This window comes from Solwaraspora sp. WMMD937 (genome assembly GCF_029581175.1).
Taxonomy (GTDB): Bacteria; Actinomycetota; Actinomycetes; order Mycobacteriales; family Micromonosporaceae; genus Micromonospora_E.
Genome location: NZ_CP120738.1, coordinates 2,933,036 through 2,946,157, shown reverse-complemented (window position 1 = coordinate 2,946,157; position 13,122 = coordinate 2,933,036). Strand labels below are relative to the sequence as shown.

11 protein-coding genes are annotated in these 13,122 nt (G+C 71.1%); 7 read left to right on the top strand and 4 right to left on the bottom strand.

Annotated elements, in window-relative coordinates; genetic code table 11:
- Positions 1 to 65: 65 nt before the first annotated feature.
- The 3 genes from O7621_RS12955 to eda form a co-directional block, all read right to left on the bottom strand.
- On the bottom strand, positions 66 to 1,181 hold the full coding sequence (locus tag O7621_RS12955) for an FAD-dependent monooxygenase (protein ID WP_282234183.1): 1,116 nt from the start codon (positions 1,179 to 1,181) through the stop codon (positions 66 to 68).
- A 177-nt stretch (positions 1,182 to 1,358) separates the two neighbouring features.
- Positions 1,359 to 2,486 carry a sugar kinase gene (locus tag O7621_RS12950; RefSeq protein WP_282234182.1) on the bottom strand — a complete coding sequence of 376 codons (1,128 nt, stop codon included), beginning with the start codon at positions 2,484 to 2,486 and terminating at the stop codon, positions 1,359 to 1,361.
- Positions 2,487 to 2,577: 91 nt separating this feature from the next.
- On the bottom strand, positions 2,578 to 3,276 hold the full coding sequence (eda, locus tag O7621_RS12945; protein ID WP_282234181.1) for a bifunctional 4-hydroxy-2-oxoglutarate aldolase/2-dehydro-3-deoxy-phosphogluconate aldolase: 699 nt from the start codon (positions 3,274 to 3,276) through the stop codon (positions 2,578 to 2,580).
- Between the two features lie 64 nt (positions 3,277 to 3,340).
- On the opposite strand from eda, the gene O7621_RS12940 reads away from it, so the two are divergent.
- Together O7621_RS12940 and O7621_RS12935 are read left to right on the top strand one after the other, a co-directional pair.
- Positions 3,341 to 4,114, top strand: a complete 774-nt coding sequence (locus O7621_RS12940; RefSeq protein ID WP_282234180.1) for an IclR family transcriptional regulator — start codon at positions 3,341 to 3,343, stop codon at positions 4,112 to 4,114.
- Between the two features lie 92 nt (positions 4,115 to 4,206).
- The gene (locus O7621_RS12935; protein ID WP_282234179.1) at positions 4,207 to 5,346 is read left to right on the top strand and encodes a cellulose binding domain-containing protein; all 1,140 of its coding nucleotides are present in this window, start codon (positions 4,207 to 4,209) and stop codon (positions 5,344 to 5,346) included.
- 111 nt (positions 5,347 to 5,457) lie between these two features.
- Here the strand turns inward: O7621_RS12935 and O7621_RS12930 are convergent, their stop codons facing one another.
- A complete protein-coding gene (locus O7621_RS12930) occupies positions 5,458 to 6,192 on the bottom strand; it encodes an aldo/keto reductase (protein ID WP_282234576.1) in 735 nt (244 codons plus the stop codon).
- A 248-nt stretch (positions 6,193 to 6,440) separates the two neighbouring features.
- Between O7621_RS12930 and O7621_RS12925 the strand changes: the two genes are divergently transcribed.
- From O7621_RS12925 to O7621_RS12905, 5 genes are all read left to right on the top strand, one after another.
- On the top strand, positions 6,441 to 7,847 hold the full coding sequence (locus O7621_RS12925) for a trehalase family glycosidase (RefSeq protein ID WP_348775302.1): 1,407 nt from the start codon (positions 6,441 to 6,443) through the stop codon (positions 7,845 to 7,847).
- Positions 7,848 to 8,292: 445 nt separating this feature from the next.
- Positions 8,293 to 9,471, top strand: coding sequence for a hypothetical protein (locus tag O7621_RS12920; RefSeq protein ID WP_282234178.1), 1,179 nt, complete (start codon positions 8,293 to 8,295; stop codon positions 9,469 to 9,471).
- Positions 9,472 to 9,505: 34 nt separating this feature from the next.
- Positions 9,506 to 12,088 carry a nitrate- and nitrite sensing domain-containing protein gene (locus O7621_RS12915; protein ID WP_282234177.1) on the top strand — a complete coding sequence of 861 codons (2,583 nt, stop codon included), beginning with the start codon at positions 9,506 to 9,508 and terminating at the stop codon, positions 12,086 to 12,088.
- A complete protein-coding gene (locus O7621_RS12910) occupies positions 12,085 to 12,567 on the top strand; it encodes a roadblock/LC7 domain-containing protein (protein WP_282234176.1) in 483 nt (160 codons plus the stop codon). Before O7621_RS12915 ends, O7621_RS12910 begins: the two co-directional genes overlap by 4 nt.
- Positions 12,564 to 13,079, top strand: coding sequence for a DUF742 domain-containing protein (locus tag O7621_RS12905; protein ID WP_282234175.1), 516 nt, complete (start codon positions 12,564 to 12,566; stop codon positions 13,077 to 13,079). Before O7621_RS12910 ends, O7621_RS12905 begins: the two co-directional genes overlap by 4 nt.
- The last annotated feature ends 43 nt before the right edge of the window (positions 13,080 to 13,122 follow it).

The window sequence follows — 13,122 nt, the reverse complement described above, 5'->3', positions numbered from 1 at the left end:
GATAGTCCCCGTTCACCGCCGGTCCGCACGCCGGGTGCCTGCACCGCTGCGGGCTGCCGGTCGGCTCACACCGGGTCGACGAGCAGCCGGTAGTGCTCCTGGAAGATAGTGCCGCCCTTGGCGCGCAGCATCGGGTCACGCAGGGCCGGGGCGACGTCGCGGGTCCGGTCCCGGTCACGGGTCCGGTCCAGGACCCACTGGGTACGCGGCCGACGTCGGCTCTCGTACCTGGCGAGCGCCTCGACGACCGACGGCGCGGCGCGTAGCTCCTCGGCCAGGACCAGCGCGTCCTCGAACGCCATCGCCGCCCCCTGGGACAGGGTCGGTGCGGTGGCGTGGGCGGCGTCCCCGACGAGCACCACGTTGCCCCGGGACCAGCCGCTCAGCTCCACCTCGTCGGTGACGGCCACCTGGACCTTCTCCACCGCGTCGAGGACCGCTGGCACCGGCCCACCATAGTCGCCGAGGAGCTGGTGGAGCCGGACCAACGGGTCGGCGGGCGGGGCGGAGCCGGCCGGCAACGGCTCGTCGGCGTAGAGGTAGACCCGGCCGTAGCCCATCGGGGCGAGCGCGATGCCGGACCGTCGCCCGAGCAGTGCCGTCCACTCGGTGATCTCCGGGCCGCCGCTGACCACGCTGCGGTAGGCGATCTGGCCGACCGGGTGCGGCGCGCCGCCGATCTCGGCCAGTCGACGGACCGCCGACCGGCGCCCGTCCGCTCCGACGACCAGGTCGTACTCGGCGTAGGAGCCGTCGCCGAAGGCGACCTTGGTGGTCTGGTCGCCGACCTCCACGTCGCACACCTCGGTGTGGTACCGCACTTCGCCGCCGGCGCCGGTGAGCAGCACCTGGTGCAGGTCCGCGCGGGGCAACGCCCGGCACTGCCCGACCCCCTGCCACAGCTGTTCCAGATTGACCGAGCACAGCTCGGCGCCGGTGGCGTCGAGGAATCGCTGGTGCCGGATCACCGCGCCGAGCGGGCGCAACGGATTGTCCAGCCCGAGTTCACGAAGCGCGCGGATGGCATTGCCGGGCAGGAAGATCCCAGCGCCGGCGACGACGGTCGGGGCCAGCTTCTCCACCAGCTCGGGCCGGATGCCGGCCAGCCGCAGCGCCCGGGCGGCGGCCAGCCCGGCGACGCTGGCGCCGACAATGAGCACGCGCACGGGTGGTTGAGCCATGGTCCGCGCCGCCTCCGGGGGAATAGACACTCATTGAAGCCAAGAGACTACTGCCGGCAACACTGTCCGCGGTAGGCCCATCCCGCCCTGCTTGCTCCGCGCGAATGCCGCCCGCCACGGCGCCAGGCAACATCCACCGGTGGAAATCTTAACGGCTCCCCGGTGCCGGCGGGACCCTCAGCGCTGCACCCTCGCCCCACCGCCACCGACGAGCGCCGCCACCTCCTTGAGGCTGGCCGTCGAGGTGTCCCCGGGAGTAGTCATTGCCAGCGCCCCGTGCGCGGCACCGTACTCCACCGCGACCGCCAGGTCGCCCAGCTCCAACAGGCCGTAGACCAGGCCGGACGCGAAGCTGTCACCGCCGCCGACCCGGTCCAGGATCTCCAGGCCCGGCCGGTGGGTGGCGGACACGAAACCGGTCGGTGCCGACCAGGCGACCGCGCCCCAGTCGTTCACCGTCGCGGAACGCACCGTACGCAGCGTCGTCGCCACCACCTTGAAGTTCGGGTACGCCCCGGTCACCTCGGTGATCATCCGTTGGAAGTTGGCGACCTCCAGGTCGGTGAGGCTCTCGTCGGTGTCCGGCACGGCGAACCCGAGACTCGCGGTGAAGTCCTCCTCGTTGCCGATCATGACGTCGACGTAGCCGGCCAGCCGCCGGTTGACCTCCTGCGCCCGAGACTGTCCACCGACCGCCTTCCACAGGCTGGGCCGGTAGTTCAGGTCGTAGGAGATGATCGTGCCGTGCCGGCGGGCGGCCGTCATCGCCGCCTCGATCGTGTCCGGCGTGGTCGGCGACAGGGCCGCGTAGATGCCGCCGGTGTGCAGCCAACGCACGCCGAGCGTGCCGAACAGGTGGTCCCAGTCGACGTCCTCGGGGCGCAGCTGGCTGGCCGCGCTGTTTGCCCGGTCGGAGGTGCCGATCGCGCCGCGCACCCCGAAGCCGCGCTCGGTGAAGTTGAGCCCGTTGCGGACGCTGCGGCCGATCCCGTCGTACGGCAGCCAACGCACGTACGCGGTGTCGACGCCGCCCTGCAGCACCAGATCCTCCAGCAGGCGACCGACCTCGTTGTCGGCGAACGCGGTGACGACCGCGCTACGCAGGCCGAAGCAGCGGCGCAGCCCCCGCGCGACGTTGTACTCGCCGCCGCCCTCCCACGCCCGGAAGCTGCGGGCGGTGCGCACCCGTCCCTCACCCGGGTCCAGCCGCAGCATGACCTCGCCGAGCGAGACCAGGTCGTAGCGACAGTCGGCGGCCGGCCGGGGGTGCAGCGGGACGCGGTCGACGGGGTGCTGTTCGGCCATCTCACGACTCCTCAGTCAAACGGTCGGACCGGTCCTGATCGCGGTCGAACCGGTCCTTGTCAAGGTCGGTTTCCACGTCGGGTCGGACCGGTCAGTCGGCGGCGCGGGCAGCGGCGACCGCGACCGCGGTCAGCCGGGTCACCTCGGCCCAGTCGCCGACGTCGAGCAGGCGGGGGGCGACCATCCAGGTGCCGCCGACGGCGAGGACCGCCGGGTGGGCCAGGTAGTCCGCGACGTTGGCGGGGCTCACCCCGCCGGTCGGAATGAACCGCACCGACCGGAACGGCGCGGCGAGCGCGGACACCATGCCCACCCCGCCGAGCTGTTCGGCCGGGAAGAACTTGACCGTGTCCAGCCCGGCGTCGAGGGCCATCTGGATCTCGGTGGCGCTGGACACCCCAGGGAAGACCGGCAGGTCGAGCTCCTGACAGCGGCGCACGACGGCAGGTCCGAAGCCAGGGCTGACCACGAACCGGGCGCCGGCGTCGACTGCCCGGTCGACCTGTTCGACGGTGAGCACGGTGCCGGCACCGACCAGCATGCCGGGGTGTCCGGCCATCGCCGCGATCGCGTCCGCCGCCGCCGGGGTGCGAAAGGTCACTTCTGCGGTACGCAGCCCGCCGGCGAGCAGCGCCTCGGCCAGTGGCGCGGCACCGGCCGGATCGGCCAGGACGACCACCGGAAGGATCCGCCCCGCACCGATCACCGAGACGACGTCGCCGCCGTCGTGCGCGCCCCGGTCAATCTCGCGGCCGGTCGACTCGCGTTCAGCATCATGAACATCGGTCACATACATGACCATACTCGGTGGCACATCGCTGTCAACCGGTGCGGCGCTGGTTAGAGTGACCGCCATGGCGGCGCAGGAGGGTTTCCAGCCGGTGAAGTCCGCCGGCCGGACGTTGGAGGTACTGGAGGCGCTGGCCGCCACCCCCGACCGCCGGTCCCTCGGCGACCTGGCGCGGGTTTTGCAGATCCCGAAGAGCAGCCTGCACGGGATCCTCCGCACGATGATGCATCGCGGCTGGGTGGAGACCGATCCCACCGGCACCCGGTTCGGCCTGGGCGTACGGGCGCTGCAGGTGGGCGCGGCGTACCTGGCCGCCGACAACGCCGTCAGCCTGCTGGACGGCGTGCTCGACGCGCTGGCCGGGCAGTTCGGTGAGACCGTCCATCTAGGCCGGCTGGACGGCCCGCACGTGGTCTACCTGGCCAAGCGCGAGTCGGTGCATCCGCTGCGGCTGTACAGCGCGATCGGCCGGCACCTGCCGGCGCACGCCACCGCGCTGGGCAAGGCGCTGCTCGCCGAACATCCGGACGACACCGTCGACCAGTTGCTGAGCTGGCCGTTGCGCCGGATGACCCGGCGTACTATCACCGACCGGGCCGCCCTGCACGCCGCCCTGGCCGAGGTCCGTGCCCAGGGCTGGGCCGTGGACCGGGAGGAGAACACCGAGGGGATCGTCTGCCTGGCGATGGCGATGCCGCTGCGCCGGCCGGCCGGCGACGCGATCAGCCTGTCCGTCCCGGCGAACCGGATCGACGCCGCCGGCGAAGCCCGGATGGTCGAGGCGCTGCGGGCCGCCGCCGACCAGGTGGCCGCCGCCCGCGGGCTCATCTCCTACTGACTCTTTTCATGCATGTCGATGTGATCTACCGTGATGGGAGCGCTCCCGCGACGTTGGTTCCTATCCGCCGTCTCCACGGTCTAAGGAGAACCATGAGACGTCCGATCCGCGCCGCCGCCGCAGCCGTACTGCTGCTCACCGGCGGCCTCGTCACCGTGGTCGCCGCCACGCCAGCCCAGGCCGACACACGCATCTGCGAACAGTACGGCAGCACCACCATCCAGGGTCGCTACGTGGTGCAGAACAACCGCTGGGGCACCACCGCCGAACAGTGCATCAACGTGACCGACACCGGCTTCTCGGTGACCTCGCAGCAAGGCAGCTCACCGACCAACGGCGCACCGGTGTCGTACCCGTCGATCTTTTACGGCTGCCACTACACCAACTGCTCCCCCGGCACCAACCTGCCGATCCAGGTGAGCCGGATCAGCAACGCACCGACCAGCATCAACTACCAGTACGTCGGCAACGGGACGTACAACGCCTCGTACGACATCTGGCTCGACCCGACCCCGCGCACCAACGGTGTCAGCCAGATGGAGATCATGATCTGGTTCCACCGGCAGGGCTCCATCCAGCCGATCGGCTCACCGGTCGGCAACGCCACCGTCGCCGGCCGCAGCTGGCAGGTCTGGACCGGCAGCAACGGTTCCAACAACGTGGTGTCCTACCTGGCCCCGTCGTCGATCACCAGTTGGAGCTTCAACGTGCTCGACTTCATCGCCGACGTCCGGGCCCGGGGGCAGATCACAAACTCCTGGTACCTGACCAGCGTCCAGGCCGGCTTCGAGCCGTGGAACGGCGGCGTCGGCCTCGGGGTGAACTCCTTTTCCGGTTCGGTCTCCACCGGCGGCGCCCCGCCGACCACCGCCCCGCCGACCACCGCCCCGCCGACCAGTCAGCCGCCCGGTGGTGGCGGGTGCCGGGTCAGCTACACGGCGAACACCTGGAACAACGGCTACACCGCCGACGTACGCGTCACCAACACCGGGAGCGGCACCATCAACGGCTGGACGTTGGCCTACCAACTGCCGGCCGGGCAGACGGTCGGCAACTCGTGGAACGCCACCGTCACCCAGAGCGGATCGTCGGTGACCGCTCGGAACGTGGGCTGGAACGGCACACTGGCCCCCGGGGGGACCGCCTCGTTCGGTTACCAGGCCAGCTACAGCGGTAGCTACTCCTCGCCGAACAGCTTCACCCTCAACGGCACCACCTGCACCACCGGCTGATTCACGGACCCGGGCCCGGCCCGCGGTGCGAGTGACCCTCCACCGCAGGCCCGGCCCGGGATCCCGGACAGCGCCGCGACCTACCCGCCCGGCCGCCGGTGTCGGTGGGCCTCAGTCGCGCAGGTCGTCGATCACGGCCATCTCGTCGGCGGACAGAGTGAAGCCGAAGACGTCGGCGTTGGTACGGATCCGCTCCGACGTGACGGACTTCGGAATCACCACGATGCCGTGCTGGATGTGCCAGCGCAGCACCACCTGGGCTGGGCTCACCTGGTGGGCGGCGGCGACCCGGGCCAGCACCGGGTCGGCGAGGTCGGTGTTCTTGAACGGGCTGTACCCCTCCAGAACCACCCCGCGGTCGCGGTGCTCGGCCACCGTCCGCGGATCATGCATCGCCGGTGCCCACGGCACCTGGTTGACCGCCGGCACCACCCCGGTCCGCTCGGTCAGTTCGTCGATCTGGTCGAGGCCGTAGTTGGAGACACCGATCGCCCGGACCGCACCGGTGTCCCGGTGGGCGACGAACTCCCGCCAGGTCGGCACGCCGGCGCCACCGGCCGGTGGCCAGTGGATCAGCCACAGGTCGACGTACTCGGTGCCCAGTGCGGCCAGGCTCGCGGCCAGCGTCTCCGCCTCCCGCCCGGCCCGCTCGGGTGGCAGCTTGGTGGTGACGAAGATCTCGTCCCGGGCGATTCCGCTGTCCTTGATCGCCCGGCCGACCTCGGCCTCGTTGCCGTACATCGTGGCGGTGTCGACGTGCCGGTAGCCGGCGTCCAATGCCGTTCGGACCGCCCGGTAGCCGGCGTCGCCCGACGCCTGCCAGGTGCCGAACCCGAGCAGCGGCATCCCGACCCCGGACGGCAGAATTGCCACAGGTTGCTCACCATGCGTTGCCATCCTCCCCGCCTACCCCCTTCGACCTGCCCGTATTCATTGACCGGACGACTCATGGTCCGGTAGCCGACAGACCCTACCGCCGTCTGCGACAAGGGCACATGCTGTTCACCGCGCGTACATTCGTCGTTACCACCCCACCGTTGGCGGTGGTTCCTGCCTGGCCGACGGCCCGGCCGGAGATTGACCAGGACGGAAGAATGAGCAGCATCAGCACCGCCCACACGGCCATCGCGAGCATTCCGGTCACGGACCGGCCGCCGGCCGGACAACTCACCGAACGCACGCCCGCCGACCTGTGGCACATGGCCAGAGCCGTACTCGACGCCAACTGGTCGCGCAACCACACCGTGCCGTCGCGCACCCTCTACCCGCACCAGTGGAGCTGGGACGCGGCGTTCATCGCGATCGGCCTGGCCCGGATCGACCCCGACCGGGCCTGGCACGACCTGCGCAGCCTGTTCCTGGCGCAGTGGCCGGACGGACGGGTACCGCACATCGTCTTCGACCCGGACGTCGCCGAACGCGACTACTTCCCCGGACCGGGTTTCTGGCAGGTACCGCTGCGCCGTCCCGGACACCCGGACGGCACCGGCATCGTCCAGCCGCCTGCCCACGCTCTCGCGGTCTGGGAGATCTACCAGCGGGCACCGGGGCCGCAGGCGGAAGCCGAGCTGCGCTGGTTCTACCCACGGCTGGTCGCCGCCCAGGACTATCTGTCGAGCTGTCGCGACGCCACCGGGGACGGGTTGGCCAGCATCGTGCACCCCTGGGAGTCCGGCCTCGACAACAGCCCGGCCTGGGATGCGGCGCTGGCCGCCGTACCGGCCGACCTCGGCGTGCTCGTCGGGCGGCAGCGGCACGACAACCGGGTGGCCGCGGCGGCCCACCGGCCGACAGATGAGGACTACGCCCGGTTCGTCGCGCTGGCGCTGGCGTACCGCGACGGCGGCTACCGGGACGACGAGCTCGCCGCGCGCCACGATTTCGTGGTCGAGTGTCCGACCTTCAACGCGTTGCTGGCCGCCGCCGAACACGCGCTCGCCCGGATCGCCGCCGTGATCGGCGCCGACCCGGCGGTCCACCTGGACCGAGCCGCGCGGATCACCCGGGCGGTCGACGACCAACTGTGGAACCCGCAGACCGGCATGTACCACGCCCGGGATGTCCGGACCGGACGGCTCAGTCCGGCACGCTGCGTGAGCGGACTGGTCCCGCTGATCCTGCCCGGCCTACCGCCAGATCGCGTCGCAGCGTTGGTGGCGACGGCCGAGTCGCACCGGTTCGGGCTGTCTGCGTCGATGCCGGTGGCCAGCTACGACCGCTCCGCCGCCGACTTCGACCCGGTGCGCTACTGGCGCGGACCGGTGTGGATCAACATCAACTGGCTGCTCCGCCGGGGACTTCGGGAGCATGGCCATCTGGATCAGGCCGAAACTCTGCGTGACGCGATGCTGGAACTGGTCCGCCGGTCCGGTTACTACGAGTACTTCCACCCGGAGACCGGCGACGGGGTCGGCTCAGCGGCTTTCAGCTGGACCGCAGCGCTGGTGCTCGATCTGCTGGGCGAAGGCGAGGCTCCACCGGTCAGCGGTCCGGTCGATTAGCCCTTACCCGGTAGTAGGGTAAGCCGTGTCGACCAGCGCCGATCCGACAGTCTGCCCGATACCAATACCCATTCGGCTGACCACCCGCAGATACCGATGATTCTGACATAAGCCCCAAACCAGACGGAAAACGGTTGCTGAACGACGAATTCTCACTGCTCGTAGCTGTCTTCGCACATTGCGGTCGAGTCGACCGTACGGTGCGCGACTGACGGCCTCACGGATGGTTCCGGCCCGCCGGCAGGGCATCTATCTTCCCTGCCGGCGGGCCGCACGAACGACGCGATCCTGCGCACTCGACGCTGTCCGCTGTAATTCGCTGCTACCGCCAGGGGGGTGGGCGATGCAACCTGCACACAAAGCCGTACGGCGACCCGCACAGGACGCCGTACGCCGGAAGCGACGGCTCGACGGGGCGCTGCTCCGATCAGCCATCACCGTACTGATGCTCGTACCCGTCTGTGTGCTGTTCACGCAGCTGTGGCGCGGCACCTCGGCGGACATCGCCTTCGCCGAACGCGAACGCGAGGGCGTGGCGTATCTCGGCGCGCTGAACGAGTTGACCGTGGCCCTGGTCGACGCACAGTCGGCGGCCGTCGCCGGCCAGCCGGTCAACGACGAGGCGCTGCTTCGGGCCCTCGACGCGGTCAGCGAGGTCGACCAGCGGATCGGCGCGTCACTACGGGCCCAGCAACGGTGGGCGACGCTGCGCTCCGCCGTGGAATCCCTGTCGGACCGGCAGTTCAGCCGGCCGGCCGAAGCCTTCGACGCGTACCGCCAGGCCACCGACCTGCTGCTGGCCCAGTACGACCGGATCCGGGAGAGCTCGAACCTGACGCGCGACCCGGAAGGCGACGCCTACCACCTGCAGGACGGTGCGGCCGAGGAGTTGCCGGAGGCGATCGTCGCCACCGGACGCTTCGCGGATCTCGCCGTGCTGCTGCCGACCCGGCCGGCGCAGGACCAACCACTGGCGTTGGTCGAGCTGATCAGCGCGGCCGGCGACGTGCTCTCTCCCGCCGGCGACCTGGCCGACAATGTCCAGGCTGCGGTGGAGAGCACCGACAGCCGGACGATGAGCAGCAACCTGCTCACCCAGGTCGACCGGTTCCGGCGCAGCATGGACACCATTGCCGCCGCCGCTGCCGCGCTGAAACCCGCAGATGTCGTCTCGGGGGACGGGTCCGCCGCACCGGGCGGCGGGGCAGCGCTGCCCGACCTGCAACCGCTCATCGGGCTCCGCGGCGATGCCCAGGTTGCCGCAGCCGAACTCACCGGCACCATGCTGGCCGAGCTGGACAATCTGATCACCGACCGGATCAGCACCCTGCAACGCGGCCAGTGGGTCTCGGTCGGCGCCCTGGTGGTGGCCTTCGCCCTGGCCGTAGCCCCGATGGTCATCGCCTACCTCGGCCAGCCCGCGTCGACCGCCGGCCAGCCCGGCACCGGTGCGGCCGGCCACCCCGGGACCGGCCACCCACCAGGACCGGCCGAGCCCCGGCCGGACGCGGCGGACCAGCCGACCCGCTGGCCGGAACTCGACCCGACTGCGCACGGCGGCGCGCCCGCTGACACCGCCGACCCGGGCACCGGACGATGGGGGCCGACCGTTGCTGCTCGATAGGCTCCGGATCCGGGGAAAACTGGCCCTGCTGGTCATGATCCCGCTGATCGCGGTCGCTGCCCTGACGGTGCCGATCGTGATCGACCGCGCCGCGCTGGCCGGCCGAGCCGCCGACACGGTCCGTACCGTGCAGACCGGTGGCCAGATCGGCTCGCTCGCCCAGGACCTGCAGCAGGAACGTCTGCTGGCGATCGGCTACCTGCTGGACAGCGTGGATCGGTCCCGACTGGTGTTGCAGGAGGCAACCGTCACCGACCGGGTGGCCGACATCCGGGCGGAGCTGGGGGGCCACCTCGGCACCGAACTGACCGCAGCGGTCGACACTGTCGACGACCTCGCCGAGGTCCGGGCCGCAGTACGCGACCGCACGGCAACCAGCGATCAGGTGATGGCCGCGTACGGCGATCTCATCGAGCGGTTGATCGACGGGTTGAAGCTGGTCGACTCGGCCGACGTCGCCACCCCGGAGGGACGCCAGATCGTAGCGTTGGACGCCGCGCTGCGGCTGGATGCCGCGATCAGCGCCGGAGCGACTCACATGCTGCTGGTGGTCGGATCCCGCGATCCGCAGTCCGCCAGCCGGTACGCGATGAGCCTGGTCGCCGCACAGGAGAACGCCGCTCGGTTCAGCCGATTCGCCACCGCCGATCAGGTGGCCCTCTACAGCCTGGTCGAGGAGGCACTCGACCAGCGGCTCGGCAGCGGGTTCACCGCCACCTCCCAGGCCGGCGCGCAGGACGGCTTTCCAGTCGACCCGACCCAGGCGTTGGCCGGCCTGTCCGTAACCACGCTGTTCCCGGCCCTGGAGTCGCTGATCGCCCTCGGCCGGTTCGTCGAACGCAAAATCGTTATCGACGTCACGGTCGACGTGACCCGGCGGCAGGAACAGATCCTCTTCATCGCGTACGGCGTGGTGGCCGGTGCGCTGCTGGTCCTGCTGGCGGTCGTCGCGTTGAGTCTGTACGTGGCCCGGTCGGTCGCCCAGCCGCTGGCCAGGCTTACCTCCTCGGCCGACCGTGTCGCCCGGATCGCCGAGGCGGAGCTGGTCCGGGTGGCCGATGACGAGTCGGAGCGCCCCGACCCGGTGCGCCTCGACCCGGTCGAGGTTTCCGCCACCGACGAGATCGGCGACCTGGCCCGCGCCTTCGAACGGGTGCAGCAGACCGCCGCCCGGCTCGTCGAACGACAGGTGTCGAGCCGACGCAACGTGGCGCAGATGTTCGGCCACGTCGGACGGCGGACCCAGAACCTGGTGGGCCGCCAGTTGTCGATCATCGACCGGCTGGAGCGGGAGGAGACCGACCCGCGCCGGCTGCAGCATCTGTACCGGCTCGACCACGTCTCCAGCCGGCTGCGGCGTAACGCTGGCAGCCTGGTGGTGCTCTCCGGCGCGACCGGCACCGAGGAGCACATGGCCCCACTGCCGATCTCCGACGTCATCCGACTCGCTCTCGGCGAGATCGAGGACTACACCCGGGTCGACGTACAGGCACCGGCCGGGTACGCCCTGCAGCCGTCGGTCATCGCCGACATGGTGCTGCTGCTGGCCGAGCTGATGGAGAACGGTACCGTCTTCTCGCCACCGCACACCCGGGTGACCGTGACCGCCGGACCGCTGGATGACGGCCTGCGGGTCAGCGTCATCGACCGTGGGCTCGGGCTGTCTCCGGCACGACTGGCCGAGGAGAATGCCCGACTGACCCGACGGGAACGGCTCGACCTGGTACCGACCGAGGTCCTCGGCCTGTTCGTGGTCGGCCGACTCGCCCGCCGGCATGCGATGGAGGTCGAACTGACCGCCACACCGGGCGGTGGGGTCACGGTCACGGTCGACTTGGGGTCCGATCTGATCGTGCCGGCCACCGGCGCCCCTGGACCGGCCATGGCCACCGGTTCCACCAGCCAGTCGCCAGCGGTCGCGCCCACCGTCGCGCCGATACCCGGTACGGTCCCGGCCGATGCGGTGTTGATCGGCACCGCACCGGGCGGACCGCCCGGGGACAGTCCAGCGGCCGCGACGCCGGCCACCGCCAGTGAGCGTCGACCGGAACGGACCGTCGCGCGGGCCAGCGTCCGCACCGGCGCACCGGACGGCGCCGGCGCCGGCTTCGACTCGTCGGCGGTGCAGCGGGCCACCCGGTCACTCGGCACCGGAACCCCGTGGAACGCGTTCGGCACGACAGTCGAACCGGCCGGGGCACCGGAGCAGCCGGCGGCGCCCGCCGCCGAGCCGGTGGGACGTGGACCGCTGCGGCAGCGCGTTCCCGGCGCCCAGCATCCGGTCGGCGGCGGCCCGGCGGCGCTCAGCGACACACCCGCCGACCCGATCGCCGCACGAGCGCTGCTGGAGGAATTCGAGGCCGGGGTACGGCGGGCACAGCAAGCGGTGGCGCAGGACCCGGCGGTCGTCAGGTCGGACCGCCTCACTCAGCGGGTGCCCGGGGCGAGCCTGCCCGACCCGCCCCCGGTTAGCACATCCGCCGGCAACAGCCAGTCCTGGCCACCGGACCCGCAGCGGGCCAAGGAGTCCCTGGACGAGTTTGAGACGGGCGTTCAGCGCGCGCTCACCGAGATCACCACCACCTTTCAGCACGGCAGCAAAGGAACCGACGGATGAACAGTCCCTACACGCCGGACACTGCGGAACGCCCGACGACCCCGGCCGGCAACGGCAATGGCTCGCTGAGCGCCGAAGCGCAGACCTTCAACTGGTTGCTGGACTCGTTCACCTCCAGCACAGCCGGTGTCCGTGAGGCCATCGCGGTCTCCTCTGACGGACTGCTGATGGCCATGTCCGGCATTCAGGACCGGGCCAACGCCGAGCGGCTGGCGGCGGTGGTGTCCGGCATGACCAGCCTGGCCGGTGGCGCGGCGAACTGGTACTCACTCGGCACGCTGAACCGGGTGGTGGTCGACATGGCCGACGGCTACCTGCTGGTCAGCTCGATCAGCTCCGGATCGGTGCTGGGGGTGATCGCCGACCGCTCGGCCAGCCTTGGCACCGTCGCCTACGAGATGACCCTGTTCGCCGGGCGCGCCGGCGGCCCGCTCACTCCCCGGCTGATCGCCGAGTTGAAGAACTCCGTCCAGTCGTGACCCGACCGCCGTACGGGGCGGACGAGCCGGTCGATCCGCAGCCGCGGATCCGCCCCTACCTGCGTACTCCGCCGTCGGGTGACACCCCGGCGGCGGGTGGGGGTTCGCCCGGCGTGGGCGGGTCCGACGGCGGCGGGCCGGACCGGTCGGACGGCGACGCCGCGCCGACGGCGCTGCGCCCGTTCGTGCTGACCGCCGGTCGGGTCACCGGGGCGGACCCGGACATCAACCTGGAGACGCAGGTGACCGCCCGGGTACCGGACCTGTTCGACCCCGGCCCCTCGGGAGCCAGCCTGGCCCCTGAACTGCGGGCGATCATCGCGCTCGCCGCCGACCCGATCTCCGTCGCGGAACTGTCCGCCCGGCTGGGGCTGCACCTGGGGGTGACCCGGGTACTCGTCGGCGACCTCCGCGCCTCCGCCCATCTCGACGTCCACGTACCCGACGTCGACGCCCCTGCCGATGCCGACACCATCCTGCGAGTGATCCGTGGACTACGTGCCATCTCCTGACCGTCCGACCGCCGGACCGCCCCCGACAGCCCGGCACCGGGCC